Raw genomic sequence first — 15294 nt, 5'->3', positions numbered from 1 at the left:
TGTCTGGGGTTCAGACAACCTTCGGTGGTGTTTGCGGAGCTAAGAAAGGCGGCTTAGCGTTGCACTTCGGACTTGAATCCGCCCTTTTTCACTTTTGATAAAATTATAGTAATCAGCATTTTCCTTAGTGAAATTATATATGAAATGATCAAAATCTTTTTTATTATTAAAATATTTAATACCTTGATTAGGGTCGAAAAAAGTATATTCATACTTTCCATTTATTTGTTTTGTGATTGTTGCCGCACAAGCGTGTTTTTGACTTAATATTAAATAATAACGTTCTTGATTTGGTATGAACTCATCATTAAGGAAATCAGATAATTGCATTCGGTAAAATGATAACTCTTTATTGCTACGTAGCTCACTGAATATATCGTTTTGCTCTAACCAGTTTTGATGAATAGATGTATTGTAATACAGACATGAATAAGTAAGGATTTTTCCTATATCTTGATTCGTGAACTCTCCATTTTTTATTTTGCAATTGTCTTTTATTTTTTGAATTATTTCTTTGAAGTGAACACTCTTGTTTTCTAGTGGGTTATTTTTTTTGTTTTTAAAAAAAAGAAATGATTTTTTATTTGGAAGTGCGTGCCGATATAGTTCATTTGCGATTATGTGAATTTCTTGAAGAGTCTTAATATAAAGTTTACGTTCATCGAGTGAAAACGTTTTATTATGGATATTTTTATTAATTAAAATTTCTATAATTGTATTTAAATGTTCCTTAAATGTGATTTCTCCATGTGTATTCTTGCTTTTAGTTATTGTTTTTATTAATTTTTTTAATCTTACAATGAATGCATCATTTATGTTGAAAGTTTGGGTGTTTATAACAAGGCTACTTAAATTTTCAAAATCTGCTTTCTTTTTCGCTTTTGTTATCAAAGCTTCTTTATTTTCTGGAGAATTTCTATGATGGTTTATACTTAGTATATCTGATGGGATATTATTAAAGGCATCAATAAATTGTTTTTCTTTATTCTTTGCGACTGACTGTAGATAAAGATTAGAAAAGCCAAAGCAATAGCCATTCAGAACATTATGTTGATTGCAAACGTTAAGAATTTTATTTTTAAATTGGTTTGTTTTTTGTTCTTTTAAAAATTTAATAAAATAACCTTGTGAAAAATTAATATTAAAATCATTGGTAATCATTATTTTCTATTCCCTCTGAAATGAATCGACCATAATATAGTATGGTTTTTTTGATAAAACAGAGTCTTTCAAAAAACAATTAGTGTGAAAATAATTAGCTATGAATGATTTTTCAGGCATAAAAAAAGCTTGGTGGATTACCAAGCTTTTTCTGTTTTTAATACAACAACACACTACCGCTAACTTCGTTGTTCAAATGCCAGTGCTTTGCGCTCAATCAGACGCATAATTAACGTCAGAATAGCATTCACGACGAGGTAAATAATTCCCGCAGCGACAAATGCCATCACATCCCATGTCTGACCAAATACTTGGCTACTGTAGCCCATAATATCTAGCATCGTAATGGTACTGGCGAGAGAAGTACTTTTGAAAATCAATACCACTTCGTTGGAATAGGATGAGAGTGAACGTTTAAATGCATAGGGGAGAATAATTCGCATGGTTTGCAGTTTATTCATCCCTAATGCTTGGCAAGACTGCCATTGACCCGACGGAATCGCTTTTACCGCACCGTGGAATAGCAATGTGGAATACGCTGCACTATTCAATGCCAGCGCAATCATCGCACATATCCATGGGGTCGAAATAAACTCCCACAACATAGGATAGTCTTGCAGGGATTTAAACTGGCTTGGACCATTATAAATCAAGAAGAATTGGACTAATAACGGCGTTCCGGTAAATAAGGTGATATAGACCTTAACCGCTTGTGAAACGACGGGCGTTTTGAGGGATAAGATCAGCGTAAAGAAGATAGCTAAAATGAAAGCAACGAACAACGCACTGAAGGTCAGTGACAAGCTGGTCGGTAATCCCGGTAAAATTTGCAGAATTAAATCAATCATTTCGCGTCACTCCGTTCAAAACGGGTGGTGCGCAGTTCAATGCGTTTGAGTACCAACTGGCTTAATAGCGTGATGGCGAGGTAAATCAGTCCCACAATGGCGTACCAAGTAAATGGTTCATGGGTGCGGTTTACAATAGTTTTAGTCTGTAGCATTAAGTCATTAACGCTAATTAAGGAGACTAACGCGGTATCTTTGAGTAACACCAACCATTGGTTGCCTAAGCCTGGTAAGGCATGGCGCCACATCTGCGGCATGATATAGCGAAAGAAAATGGTTCTTTTGCTTAATCCAAGTGCCAATCCGGCTTCCCATTGACCATAAGGTACAGCTTTTAATGCACCTCGTAGGGTTTGTGAGGCGTAAGAGGCGTATAACAGCGCAAGGGCAATGACACCACAGAAAAATGGAGTGTAATCAAACTCGCCGCTATCAGCAAAGAAAATACTCGGGTCAATTTGGAAAGTACCTTGCCAGAAACCCAAGTTAATGGCGATACCATCCCCTAACAAATTGATTAGCTGGAGCGTTCCAAAATAGACAAACAGCACTACCAGCAATTCGGGCAAACCACGGATCAGTGTGACCCAGCATGTCCCTAAAAAGGCGAGAGGTTTGAATCGAACGGATTCCCACGCCGTAAATAGCATCGCGAGAACTAATCCAAGAATCAGGGCTGAAACGGCAAGGCCGACGGTAATACCGGCGGCACTTGCTAAAAAGAGAAAGTCATTCATTAATTATATCGACTACTGTTGAAACCATTTTTTATGGATAGCATCGTATGTGCCATCTGCTTTAACTTCAGATAAGGCTTTGTTCATCTTATCTAACAATTCTTTGTTACCTTTACGAACGGCGATACCTAAGCCGATGCCGAAGTATTGTGGGTCTGTCACTTTATCGCCGACTGGCGCTAAGTTTTCATTGCCTTTCGCTTTTAGCCACTCATCAGCAACTGCGGTGTCACCGAACACAGCGTTGATACGACCATTTTGCAGATCTAAAATCGCAGATTGGTAGTTATCATAGGGAACAACAGTCATGTCTTTATGTTGTTCCATAATATATTTTTGGTGTGTGGTCCCGTTTTGTACCCCAATTTTTTTGCCTTTTAGCTGGTCAACTGCCGTAATTTTATCTTTTACCGCGATAAACTCGGCTGAGTTAGGGTAGTAAGTTTCAGTAAAATCCACTTGTTGTTGACGCTCAGGGGTAATATCGATGCCCGCCATTAACGCTTCAAAACGACGGAATTTCAGGCTTGGGATTAAGCTATCAAAAGATTGGTGTGTGAATGTGCATGTTGCATTCATTTTTGCACACATTGCATTTGCCAGATCCACATCAAAACCAACAATTTGGTTGTTTTTATCAAACATTTCAAACGGGGCATAAGTGGCTTCGGTTGCAAAACGGATCGTCTCTTTTTCCGCCGCAGTCGCAGATAGGGTTACAGCGCCTAATAATGTAGCTAATAATAATTTTTTCATTGCTTAATCCTATATCTATTAGTGGGACAGATAATTTGCAAATGCTGCAGTTTGAGGAGAAGTAAAATGGCTAGCATCTCCTTGCTCTACAATATGACCGTTTTCCATATAAACCACACGGCTCGCAGTTTTACGGGCAATTTCAACTTCATGGGTCACGATAACTTGTGTGATCCCTGTTGCTGAAAGTTCACGAATAATGTCTACCACTTGGGCGGTGATTTCTGGGTCAAGCGCGGCGGTTGGCTCATCAAATAATAGAACTTGAGGTTCCATCATTAGGGCGCGAGCAATCGCGACACGTTGTTGTTGACCGCCCGATAAATGCAGTGGGTAGCGATTGGCAAATTGAGATAAACGTAAACGCTCTAACAGTTTAGCCGCCTTATCTTGAGCTTGTTGCTTGGTCAATTTCAAGACACGGCACGGCGCTTCGATCAGGTTATCCATGACACTTAAGTGAGGCCATAAATTATATTGCTGGAAAACCATTCCCACATTTTGGCACAGATCACGAATCGCTTTCGCATCAGGTGCAGTGGAAAAATCAAAGTGATGGTTGGCAATATTTAGCTGACCTGAACGCGGCATCTCTAAAAGATTCAGTACACGCAGTAAAGAACTCTTGCCTGCACCACTGGGCCCAAGTAATACCATTGTCTCACCAGCAGTACACTCTAAGTTAATATCAAAGAGTGCCTGATGGTTGCCGTAGAAACAGTTTATGTTTTTTAATTGAATGCTCATGCTTACCAATAATATCTAAATTAACTATCAGCGATATTAATCCTGTGAGCATATTTATGCAATGTTTTATGCATAAAAATTTGGTTTTTACGCTAAATTTATTCTGGCTTATTGGAGCGATGTTCCGCTATCTGCTCTGTCACAAGCTGTTTGTCCCGTTGAACCGCTAATTCACTAATACGCTTAGCCATGCCTTTAAAGATGAACAAATGCGCTGGCATCATTGCAAACCAATAGAGTAACCCACAGAAGCCCGCAGGGTGCCACCATGCACGAACATCAATTGAGCGTAGGTTTCCACTATCATGAATGGTGAAAGTTAACCGGCCTAAACCTGGCGCTTTCATACCAAAAAGCAAGCTTAGTTGCTTGTTTGGCTCCATATTAATGACTCGCCAGCCATCAACTTCATCACCAACTTGTAAGGTGTCACGATCAGGTCTGCCATATTTAACTTTATTCAGCATCATATCATCCATCATGGCGCGGGTTTTCCAAAGGATGTTGGCGTAAAAATAGCCTTCCTTTCCGCCGATTTGTTGGACGGTATGCCAAAGTGACTCAGTGGATGCGGTTGTGCTGAAGGTGAAGCCGGCTTGTTTAGGGTAGTAGCCGTAACCTGGTCGCCAGCGTTTTCTCACTTCAGGGTCGTACCCCCAATCCGAGTTATCGATAGCACTGGCTTCTTCTGCTAGCGTTGTTCTGACAGCATCATCAAATGAAATCAGTGTCTGTGGGATCAGCTCTCGAATGAGTTTGTCATCTGCAGGTAAGTCATGTTGCAAACCTTGGATCAGCTCTTTTGCGATAGATGGGGGCACCGATGTGATCAGGCTGATAAAGTGTACGGAAATCATGCTGATAGGAATAGGAATTGGAATTAATAAACGGCGTTTTCCGGAGACTTTAATAAATCGTTTGAAGAGCTCCTGATAGCTTATGTATTCAGGACCACCGGCATCCAAAACTCGGCTTTCAGTCACAGGTAGCTGAGCCAATTGAGTCAGGTAGTATAGGATATTTTCAAGGGCGATAGGGGATGACTTCGAACGAACCCAGCGAGGTGGTGTTAAAATGGCGAGGTTATACACCATATCACGCATTATTTCGAAGGCAGCGGAACCGGACCCAACAATAATGGATGCGCGAATTTCAGTCACGGGAATTCCACTTTCACGCAGGATTTCTCCCGTTAAGCGCCTTGCAATTAAATGCGGCGAATAAGTATGACCGTGTTGCAGGGCACTGAGGTATATCACCTGTTTAACGTTGGAGTTCTGTAATGCGGTTTGCACATTACGAGCCGCCTCACGTTCACGCTCAACGAGGTTAGCTTGATCTGCCATACTGTGAACGAGGAAGTAGACTATATCCACTTCATCCATGATATTTTTTAGGGTTTCGGGTTGATGTAAATCCACATAGATACAACGAGTATCGGACCAACCTTGGGATAGCATCCACTCTACACGTCGGGCAGCCGCAGTGACTTGATGACCTTCTTCCAATAATTTAGGAATTAAATTTTGCCCAATATAGCCGCTGGCGCCTAGTACTAAAACTCGTTGTTTTCCCGTCATGTTAATTTCCTGTGATACCTAAATTAACGGCTATTGTGACTGAAATTCTACTTATGTAAAGAATGCCATAAGAATTGGCGTAATAAGACTTAAAACGAACCCATGAACGATGGCGGCAGGGACAATTGAAACACCGCCACTGCGTTGCAATACCGGTAAAGTAAAGTCCATCGATGTTGAGCCGCAGATACCTAAAGCGGTTGAGCGATAGCGGTTAATGATCAGCGGGATCAGCATAATCGCCGTTAATTCGCGCAATAAGTCATTAAAGAATGCAGCGCTGCCCATAACAGGACCATAGGCATCGGTAATTAAGATCCCTGTGAGGGAATACCAACCAAATCCAGAGGCAATCGCCAACCCCATTTTGATAGGAAGTCCAAGGAAAAAGGCGGCGGCTGCGCCACCTATAAGGGCGCTGCCCCCCATGACTAAGGCGATAGTTGTTCCTCGGCGGTTGATTAAAATTTGTCGAATATGCATTCCGCTATTACGCAGTTGAACCCCGACGAGTAAGAGCAGCAACATGAGGGCGACTTGGCTACCTTTATCCGCATAATGTAGAAATTTAAACCCCGTTAAGCCCACCAGAAAACCCACCAGTAATACACCGCACAGTTGCAAGGATTCAAAGACCATTTTGATGCGAGAAGGGGGTTTTTCTTGCTTGTGTTGCGGAACTTTCCACGGATCAAGTTTATCGAGAAGGATTAATGAGAGTGCATTTAAGCCAAAAATGCAGCCGAAGAAGGTTAGGGCATAAACTAAAATGGACACTAAATGGGCACTGAGGTTTTCAAGCAACGCGAGGGTAATACCCATTAAAAATAAAATCACGTACACCATCGAGTTTAAAGATTGATGAACTCGATGAAGAACATTTTTATTTTTTATAGGTATCAAGTAACCAAGAACCAGAGGTAAAAGAATAATCAGCAAGCCAGAATACATGTCGGTGCCCTTTTTATTTCATTAACTACACATAAATTATATCAATATAAACAAAAGATTATATTTAAACTTTCAGGGGTATTGCTATCGAAACAGTAATAAATTTAGCCTGTGATGCTAAATATCATGTAGGTGACAGATATTTTTCAATGGCTGACTCACTAAAAATAGGAGAAAAATGCTGGAAAATAAAGCATAAACATCCTATATCACCAATTAAATAAGCTCAATACAGGAACATGTATCGTAACGTGTTTTTTTGTACTATTTTGACTCGTCTAGTAATTAGTTAGCTAAATAAGTAAGCTTTTATTTGTGATAGTTCAGGTTGTTTCACGGATTCCTGAATGGTTGGGATGTTACAATCGAACTCAGTTTTGACAGTAAGGGGAGAGATATGTATCTGGAACGTGTGGAAATATATGGATTTAGAGGGATCAACCGGCTTTCTTTAGAGCTTAACAATAATACTGTCTTGATTGGTGAAAACTCGTGGGGTAAATCGAGTCTACTTGATGCCTTGGATATTTTGCTCTCTCCCGATCATCGTGAATACCAGTTTAATGCTAATGATTTTCACCATCCAACAGGGGATGATGAAACGCGTTTTCGTACTTTGCAGATAGTCCTAAAGTTCTGTGAAAGCCGCCCAGGTCGACATCAGTCTTATCGTTTTCAAAATCTAGCCTCTGTCTGGGTTGATAATGGGGACGATCTAAAACATATTTTGTACCGAGTGAGCGCCGAATTAAAAGACGATAATAGTGTTGTAGTGGATAAGTGTTTCCTAAATTCAGGAGGGAACAAGCTATCTCTTGATAATGTCGGAAAGTACATTAAGGAAATTATTCGTTTATATCCCGCGATCCGCTTACGAGATGCCCGCTTTTTAAACACCATTAATCCGAATACTATCCAGGGTGGGGATAACCATTTTCGTGAAAACTTTAATCACCAGATTAAAGAGCTAACCATGGCGTTGGTGAATAACCCTGAACGATTAAGTGATAATGACCTTGAAGATGGTGTGGACGCAATGCAGCAATTGCTGAGCCATTATTTTTCAGGAAAAAGCGGTCATATGGTGAAAGCGGATAATTCAATCATTAGCTTAGAACCTCGGAAACGCGGCTGGCAAGCATTGGATAATATTAACCGGCTGATTGCAAAACCTAATCAACGTAATATTCGCCTAATTATCTTAGGGATGTTTTCATCATTATTGCAATCTAAAGGGAATATCGAGCTCGATAAACATGCTCGCCCAATTATTATTGTGGAAGACCCTGAGACGCGGCTACATCCTATTATGTTATCTATTGCTTGGGGGCTATTTAGCTTATTCTCATTGCAGCGGATCACAACGACCAACTCTGGCGATTTACTTTCTCAGGCGCCAATTGACAGTTTATGTCGCCTTGTGCGTGATACCAATAAGGTATCGGCATATCGTCTTAGCCCCCAAGATTTAAGTGCGGAAGAGCTACGCAAAATATCATTCCATATTCGTTTTAATCGACCATCTGCATTATTTGCCCGTTGTTGGTTATTGGTCGAAGGTGAAACAGAGATTTGGTTAATGAGTGAATTTGCGAGGCAGTGTAATTATTTCTTCGAAACGGAAGGCATTAAAGTCATTGCTTTTGCGCAGAGTGGTTTGAAACCATTATTAAAATTTGCCAATAAAATGGGGATTGAGTGGCATGTATTAACGGATGGGGATGAGGCAGGAAGGAAATATGCCGCAACTGCCATCCATTACGCGAATAAAATTAATTCTTCAGACCGAGACCGTTTAACGATGTTACCTGCACCCGATATGGAGCATTTTCTCTATCGTGAAGGGTTTCAAGGCTTGTACCATGAAATTGCGGAAATCCCTGAAAATGCGAGGGTTTCAACCCGTCGGGTTATCTTAAAAGCGATTGCACGAACCTCGAAGCCCGACTTAGCACTTGCGACAGTGAATCGTGCAGCTGAATTGGGTCCAGACGCAGTGCCATTAGTGTTAAGAAACATGTTCTCTCGCGTTGCATGGCTCGCGCGTGGTAAGGCGTATTGATATAAATTGCAGTTAATCTTAAATCTGTTTAGTGAAGATAGATAATTATTCAGCTATCTTATTTTCAAGGGAGGGGCGGCCCTCTTATTGAAAATAGGAACGTGAGTAATGAAGGCAACATCAAGAAAAAAATGGATTTATGGTATTTTAGCCTTGCTTATGGGGAGCATGATTGCGTGGTATTTTCTTGGTAATCAGAAACCAGAAAGTTACCAAACGGTTGATGTAACCCGTGGTGATTTAGATAAGCAGGTTCTCGCAACAGGGAAGTTAGATGCTGTGCGGAAAGTTGATGTTGGTGCGCAAGTCAGTGGTCAATTACAAACGTTATATGTAAAAGAAGGTGATACGGTCAAAAAAGGCGACCTGCTGGCGGTGATTGATCCACAAAAGGCGCAAAACGAGGTCACCGAATCCCAAGAAACCATTCATGAATTAGAGTCGAATTTGGCACTGGCTCAAGCCGAATTAAAATTGGCGCAAGTGACCTATCAGCGTCATTTAAGCTTATCAAAAGTGCAAGCGGTGTCTCGCCAAGAACTGGATAAAGCCAGGACTGACGTCGAGGTGAATAAAGCCAAAGTTGCCACGTATCAGTCACAAATTAAACGCAATCGCGCCTCTTTAGATACGGCAAAAACTAATTTGAAGTATACCCAAATTACTGCACCGATGGATGGCATTGTAACGTTTATCAAAACGTTGCAGGGGCAAACTGTGATCGCAGCTCAAGAAGCACCGACGATTTTGACGTTGGCGGATCTGGATACAATGTTGGTAAAAGCTGAAGTGTCTGAAGCCGATGTTATCTATCTTGAACCAGGGCAAAGTGCGTCTTTTACCGTGTTGGGTGCACCAGATAAAAAATTTGCGGGAAAACTGAAAGATATCCTTCCTACGCCTGAAAAAATCAATGATGCGATTTTTTACTACGCACGCTTTGAAGTACCAAATCCCCAGCATTTATTAAAGTTGCAAATGACTGCGCAAGTGGTGATTGAACTTGAATCTCATAAAAATGTGTTATTGCTTCCGTTGCTCGCTTTAGGAAATGAAGTTTCTCCACAGGTTTATGAAGTGGAGGTGTTGAATGGCGGTGTACCACAAAAGAGAACCGTTGAAATTGGTAGCCGCAATGATGTCTCCGTTGAGATTATTAAAGGGCTGCAAGAAGGGGATAAAGTCATTACTAATCGCAGTAGTGATACGGAATTGTAATCATGGCAACCTTACTTGAGCTGCATAACATTACACGGCGATACCCTGCGGGTGAGCAGGAAATCACGGTACTAAAAAAGGTTTCGCTGAAAATACATTCAGGGGAGATGGTGGCGATTATCGGAGCATCAGGCTCAGGAAAATCGACGTTGATGAATATCCTTGGGTGTTTAGATAAACCATCCTCAGGCGAGTACTATGTTGCAGGGCAAAATATCGCAGAGTTAGATAATGATCAGCTGGCGCAATTACGTCGTGAACATTTTGGTTTTATTTTTCAACGCTATCATTTGTTAAGCCATTTGAGTGCAGAGCAGAACGTTGAAATTCCTGCTATTTATGCGGGAGCTGGTAAGGCGCAACGACAGGAACGAGCAGGAAAATTGCTGCAACGTTTAGGCTTAGGGGAGCGCGTCAATTATCGTCCTAGCCAGCTGTCTGGAGGGCAACAGCAGCGAGTCAGTATTGCTCGGGCACTCATGAATGGTGGTCAGGTTATTTTAGCGGATGAGCCTACTGGGGCGCTAGATAGCCATTCAGGGGAAGAGGTGATGAAGATTTTAAAAGATCTTTGTGCCCAAGGACACACGGTGATTATCGTCACCCATGACCCAAAAGTAGCGCAACAAGCAGAACGGATTGTTGAAATCAAAGATGGCGAAATCATTAATGATTCTGGTGCACTTGCGGTAAAAGTCGCTGAATTTCCAGCCAAAGCCGTCATACGGAAAAATCCATTAGGTCAGTGGGTTAGCCGATTCAGTGAAGCGCTGCTGATGGCATGGCGAGCGATGGTCGTGAATAAAATGCGCACCTTACTGACCATGTTGGGGATTGTGATTGGTATTGCATCGGTGGTCTCCATTATGGTGATTGGTGATGCGGCTAAAGGGATGGTATTGAATGATATTAAATCGATTGGGACCAATACGATCTCGGTGTATCCCGGCAAAGATTTTGGTAGTGATGACCCTGAAAACCGCCAAGTATTGAAAGCCTCGGACATTTCAGCAATTGCTCAGCAGCCTTATGTACAGTCAGTGACGGGCTCTATTGAAACATCCGCGCGGTTACGTAAAGGTAATTTGGATGCGGTGGCTCGGGTGTCTGGGGTAGGAACCGATTATTTCCAAGTTTATGGAAGCCATTTTTCTGAAGGGATGGGATTCACTCAGGATATGCTAACTCGGCGTGCGCCTGTAGTTGTCATTGATAGAAATACGAAACGACGTTTTTTCCCGAACAAACAGAATGTGGTGGGTGAAACATTACTTATTGGCAATATGCCCGCTACGATTATCGGAGTATTGGGGGAGCAAAAGTCAATTTTTGGCTCCAGTAAAAGTTTAGAGGTGTTTTTACCAGATACCACCATTAACAGTAAGCTCATTAACCGTTCTTACTATGACAGCATTGTGGTGAGAGTAAATGAAGGTGTTGATGCCAAAGTGGCTGAGCAACAACTGGTGCGTTTGCTTACGCTGCGTCATGGTAAGAAGGATATTTTTACTTATAACATTGATACATTGGTTAAAACGGCTGAAAAAACCACACAAACGATGCAGCTCTTTTTAACCCTCGTCGCCGTAATTTCTTTAGTGGTCGGGGGCATTGGTGTGATGAACATTATGTTGGTATCCGTAACGGAAAGAACCCGTGAAATTGGGATTCGGATGGCGGTAGGAGCACGAACTTCGGATGTTATGCAGCAATTTTTAATTGAAGCGGTGTTAGTGTGCCTTATCGGTGGCTTAATGGGGATTGGGTTATCTTATGGCGTGAGCTTAATTGCCCAAATGGCGCTACCAGGTTGGACATTTGAATTTGATCCTATCGCGCTAATCAGCGCATTTGCCTGCTCCACTGCAATTGGGGTTATTTTTGGTTTCCTACCCGCCAAAAACGCGGCCAAATTAAATCCAATTGATGCATTAGCGAGAGAGTGATTTAAATACAAAATGCTGCTCTTCTTTTCTCTTCGAGAGGAAGAGCAGCGTGGTTTCAATATCATAAATTGAATGCAATTCTATTAGCTATCCTTCCTTTCCAATCAATATAGATATTTTTGTTTTGGTAACATTGATATTCTGATTTAGTTGATTCGATAAGTTTTATGGTGTCATTGAGGCTGCGGTATTCACTAATAATTTGATAACACTCTTTTTCCATTTTTAACTCCAAAAAGAGAAAGTCGTTCTTCTTGTCATATTCGATGAAAGAAAGCCTGTTTTTGTTAGACAAGGTTAGCGTTGTTTTTTTGCCGACCAATAATTGTTTGGTTAGCTTTTCCACTTCTTTCTCTAGATCGGGGAGTTTTAGCTTATTAGAAGGATCCGCTATAGGAATAAACTTCCCAATATCTGCGGTTTCTATTATTTTGCCGTCATTTTTGATATGGGTATTTTTGGGGAGTATGCGGAGGGTATCGAGTAGGTGCTGTTTACTTGTGAGATTTATAACACCTTCATTAGGGTCAAAATAACTCAATGAATGACGCTTATTTTGTGGGTCATATCTTATTGTTATCGCCGTTGCATGGTGATGTGCGGAATAAGATATTGAACAATTTTGCTGGTTTTGAATGATAGCATTAATGAATATTTCAATGTCTTGTACAGTTGCCGTAACGATACTCTGTTGAGTATTTTTATAGCTGAAATCAGATTCGGTTTTATTGTATTTTAATCCAGATTTGACATTAAACAGGGTGCTATCAAATTCGCAAACGAGGGCACAATATTTGTAAGCATCCTGCAAAAATAATTTAACTTCTGTTTCCGTTAGGCTATCACCCTGTTTAATTTTTTTATTGATTTCTGGAGTGAGTAGATTGAATTCGGGTAAGATTATTTTTTCACCACATTTAATTTTATGATAAAGCGCCCGAATTAAATTGCATTCTTGAGCCGCAGAGATGCCATAATATTTTTGCATATCTATATCATTTTTGAGTGCTGTTAAGCAACATTCAATGTATTGCCAATTAGTTTCACTGGGATATTTGGGCGCTAAATAGGCTCTTTTTAGCCTTGTTTGCTGACTATAGTAGTAGTGCGATTGTTCATGGTTAGCTTGTAATCGTATCGCATCGATGGCGTGCTGTTGAGCAACATGTGCCGATAATTGCTTCCATGCCTGATTATTAGCATCCTGTAGAGGATCATCACTAGGAACATCCAATTTTGCGAGATTAATCACGCTATTTAGCTGTTGTATAAATTGAGAGCCCTGATGATTGTTTTCATAAGCGATATATTGGTGGGTTAGCCCTTGGCATATACCGTTTAAGGAATTATTGATATTCGATATGTGGTTTAGTTTATCAATGATATGTTTGATATTTTTTTTATCACTATGAATATATTTCAGCAGATTATTTTGGTTAAAGATGGTACTAAAATGGATAGGGTACATATTGATATTCTATGCTTGAAAATGGATTATCAGAAAACTAACAACTTCTGTCCTCATTTTCTTGTATAAATGAATATGACATGTCAGGAAAAAGGAAAAATGTCTGTTTAGGCCGAATATTTTGTGAGATTAAGCGCAATGAAAAGAGAAACTACTCTAAATTGGCGTGTCGAAATTAGAATTATCTATTGGGGATAACTCTTTTTATGAAATTTCTCTAATCAAATGTGGAGTTTTTAACCCATTAATTTACAGCTTATTTTGTTTTTATCTCCTCCTATATCTCCTCTTATTTAAATAACCGATAATAAAAAAGCTATCAAAAAGGTAAATTCTACTTGCGGTTTGGTACTGATCGTGGATATCATTCGTCTTGTAGAATAAATGAAACCTAGTTCCATTAAATGGAACTTTAGCGAAAAGCCAATAAATCCCAAGTAAAGACTCATACACAGCAGGCATGAAAAATGGCAAATAAAGCAGGTGAAGATTATTCTCTGGCGCGGGTACCGCAAAGTGCTCGTCGACCGTTTTATGAAGTGTTGATCCTCCGTATCGGTTCACTCGCTTGCGTTTCGCAAGTGATGCTAGGTGCAGCTCTTGGGTATGGATTAACGTTTTGGCAGGCGTTTTGGGCAACGATGCTCGGCTCTGTAATTTTACAGGTCGTCAGCTGGGGGCTTGGAGCAGCTGCTTGTCGCGAAGGAATGTCAATCAGTCTACTGTCTCGGTGGGCTGGTTTTGGAAAGCTAGGATCCGCATTAATTGGAGGAGCGATTGCTATCTCCTTAATGGGTTGGTTCGGCGTCCAAAATGGTTTCTTCGCTGATGGTATGTATAAAGCGACTAACGTGCTAACACCAGGGACCTGGTCGCTTATTACAGGTATTGCGGTGACAATTATTACGGTATATGGATATCGCTTTTTATCTATTACCGCGAATATTTCAACACCGCTCTTTTTATTCGCACTCGGTTGGGCAACTTATAATTTATTATCAGGACAGGATATTGGTTCGTTAATCAATGCCACTGAACCTGCCGGACCGTTAATGACTATGCCAGCGGCAATTACCATGGTTGCTGGTGGATTTATCATCTCTGCTGTGACAACACCAGACATCAGCCGCTTTATGCATAAGCCGAAAGATGTGTTCTGGATGACCTTAATTGGTACGTTCTGTGGCGAGCTTTTCGTCAACATGATTGCAGTTTTAATGGCTTTAGCGTTACGTACAAGCCAAGTTTTTGATTTGATGATGGCGTTGACTGGATTGCTAGGTGCATCGATTGTTATCTTCTCAACAATTAAAATGAATGATATCAATCTTTATTCTTCGTCACTGGGCTTTTCAACATTGTTGAACGCCATCTTTAATAAGCGCTTTGATCGCCGTTATTTAACATGGGTAATTGGTATTTTTGGTACTGTTGCTTCTATGTTAGGCATCTTAGATAACTTTATTAGCTTCTTAATTTATCTCGGTATTTCGATTCCGCCTGTCGCGGGCATTATGGTTGTAGATTACTACCTTTTAAAACGTGACAGAAAAGAACTGGATATTACCCGGGAACAAGGCATTTTACCGACACGCTGTGAAGCATATAACCCAGTAACATTAGTTGCGTGGTGTTGTGCTGTTATCGTGGGTTGGGGAACGTCTGCTCTGGGTCCATTTAATGCAGATATTGGTGTTCCAGCATTGAACTCCTTGCTGGTTGGTGCGGTGGCTTATTGGATTGGTATGCGACTATTAGCCGCATTCCGAGGCGAGAAAGGAACCCATTTCCGCCAAGTTTCTCATTTAGATTGAGGGCAG

At 40.8% G+C, this 15294-nt stretch carries 12 protein-coding genes; 4 read left to right on the top strand and 8 right to left on the bottom strand.

The genetic code is table 11. The annotated features are described in order from the left end of the window. Positions 1–39 precede the first annotated feature (39 nt). From PSF16_RS04385 to PSF16_RS04355, 7 genes are all read right to left on the bottom strand, one after another. Complete coding sequence (locus PSF16_RS04385) at positions 40–1161, bottom strand: YopT-type cysteine protease domain-containing protein (protein ID WP_272688836.1); 1122 nt, start codon at positions 1159–1161, stop codon at positions 40–42. Positions 1162–1340: 179 nt separating this feature from the next. Beyond that, positions 1341–2009, bottom strand: coding sequence for an arginine ABC transporter permease ArtM (artM, locus tag PSF16_RS04380; protein ID WP_272688835.1), 669 nt, complete (start codon positions 2007–2009; stop codon positions 1341–1343). After that, positions 2006–2746 (bottom strand): arginine ABC transporter permease ArtQ, encoded by a 741-nt coding sequence (gene artQ, locus PSF16_RS04375; RefSeq protein ID WP_006657699.1) that lies wholly within the window; start codon positions 2744–2746, stop codon positions 2006–2008. Before artQ ends, artM begins: the two co-directional genes overlap by 4 nt. 12 nt (positions 2747–2758) lie before the next feature. Next, positions 2759–3502: an arginine ABC transporter substrate-binding protein gene (gene artJ / locus PSF16_RS04370; protein ID WP_006657700.1), complete on the bottom strand. Its 744-nt coding sequence runs from the start codon at positions 3500–3502 to the stop codon at positions 2759–2761. A gap of 18 nt (positions 3503–3520) precedes the next feature. Then, positions 3521–4249 (bottom strand): arginine ABC transporter ATP-binding protein ArtP, encoded by a 729-nt coding sequence (artP, locus tag PSF16_RS04365; protein ID WP_272688834.1) that lies wholly within the window; start codon positions 4247–4249, stop codon positions 3521–3523. 98 nt (positions 4250–4347) lie between these two features. Then, complete coding sequence (locus PSF16_RS04360; RefSeq protein WP_272688833.1) at positions 4348–5829, bottom strand: DUF2867 domain-containing protein; 1482 nt, start codon at positions 5827–5829, stop codon at positions 4348–4350. A gap of 51 nt (positions 5830–5880) precedes the next feature. Continuing rightward, entirely contained in the window at positions 5881–6780 is a 900-nt protein-coding gene (locus PSF16_RS04355) for a lysine exporter LysO family protein (RefSeq protein WP_272688832.1), read from the bottom strand. A gap of 397 nt (positions 6781–7177) precedes the next feature. On the opposite strand from PSF16_RS04355, the gene PSF16_RS04350 reads away from it, so the two are divergent. The 3 genes from PSF16_RS04350 (at position 7178) to macB (ending at position 12006) form a co-directional block, all read left to right on the top strand. Further along, positions 7178–8842 (top strand): ATP-dependent nuclease, encoded by a 1665-nt coding sequence (locus PSF16_RS04350; protein ID WP_272688831.1) that lies wholly within the window; start codon positions 7178–7180, stop codon positions 8840–8842. Positions 8843–8950: 108 nt separating this feature from the next. Beyond that, positions 8951–10060, top strand: a complete 1110-nt coding sequence (gene macA / locus PSF16_RS04345) for a macrolide transporter subunit MacA (RefSeq protein WP_036974662.1) — start codon at positions 8951–8953, stop codon at positions 10058–10060. 2 nt (positions 10061–10062) lie between these two features. Next, positions 10063–12006: a macrolide ABC transporter ATP-binding protein/permease MacB gene (gene macB, locus PSF16_RS04340; RefSeq protein WP_272688830.1), complete on the top strand. Its 1944-nt coding sequence runs from the start codon at positions 10063–10065 to the stop codon at positions 12004–12006. 61 nt (positions 12007–12067) lie between these two features. On the opposite strand, the gene PSF16_RS04335 is transcribed toward macB, so the two are convergent. Then, a complete protein-coding gene (locus PSF16_RS04335; RefSeq protein WP_272688829.1) occupies positions 12068–13474 on the bottom strand; it encodes a hypothetical protein in 1407 nt (468 codons plus the stop codon). Between the two features lie 467 nt (positions 13475–13941). Between PSF16_RS04335 and PSF16_RS04330 the strand changes: the two genes are divergently transcribed. Further along, positions 13942–15288: a purine-cytosine permease family protein gene (locus PSF16_RS04330; RefSeq protein WP_006657708.1), complete on the top strand. Its 1347-nt coding sequence runs from the start codon at positions 13942–13944 to the stop codon at positions 15286–15288. Positions 15289–15294: the final 6 nt, after the last annotated feature.

Source organism: Providencia sp. PROV033 (assembly GCF_028484855.1).
Lineage (GTDB): Bacteria > Pseudomonadota > Gammaproteobacteria > Enterobacterales > Enterobacteriaceae > Providencia > Providencia alcalifaciens.
The sequence above is the reverse complement of the archived record's forward strand: the minus strand, read 5'-3'. Positions and strand labels throughout refer to the sequence as shown.

Bases quoted from the DNA above. Each gene is read 5' to 3' on its own strand.
- PSF16_RS04385 (WP_272688836.1), bottom strand. From the start codon at position 1,161: ATGATTACCAATGATTTTAATATTAATTTTTCACAAGGTTATTTTATT.
- PSF16_RS04350 (WP_272688831.1), top strand. From the start codon at position 7,178: ATGTATCTGGAACGTGTGGAAATATATGGATTTAGAGGGATCAACCGG.
- PSF16_RS04360 (WP_272688833.1), bottom strand. From the start codon at position 5,829: ATGACGGGAAAACAACGAGTTTTAGTACTAGGCGCCAGCGGCTATATT.
- artP (WP_272688834.1), bottom strand. From the start codon at position 4,249: ATGAGCATTCAATTAAAAAACATAAACTGTTTCTACGGCAACCATCAG.
- macB (WP_272688830.1), top strand. From the start codon at position 10,063: ATGGCAACCTTACTTGAGCTGCATAACATTACACGGCGATACCCTGCG.
- PSF16_RS04335 (WP_272688829.1), bottom strand. From the start codon at position 13,474: ATGTACCCTATCCATTTTAGTACCATCTTTAACCAAAATAATCTGCTG.
- artM (WP_272688835.1), bottom strand. From the start codon at position 2,009: ATGATTGATTTAATTCTGCAAATTTTACCGGGATTACCGACCAGCTTG.
- artJ (WP_006657700.1), bottom strand. From the start codon at position 3,502: ATGAAAAAATTATTATTAGCTACATTATTAGGCGCTGTAACCCTATCT.
- macA (WP_036974662.1), top strand. From the start codon at position 8,951: ATGAAGGCAACATCAAGAAAAAAATGGATTTATGGTATTTTAGCCTTG.
- PSF16_RS04330 (WP_006657708.1), top strand. From the start codon at position 13,942: ATGGCAAATAAAGCAGGTGAAGATTATTCTCTGGCGCGGGTACCGCAA.
- PSF16_RS04355 (WP_272688832.1), bottom strand. From the start codon at position 6,780: ATGTATTCTGGCTTGCTGATTATTCTTTTACCTCTGGTTCTTGGTTAC.
- artQ (WP_006657699.1), bottom strand. From the start codon at position 2,746: ATGAATGACTTTCTCTTTTTAGCAAGTGCCGCCGGTATTACCGTCGGC.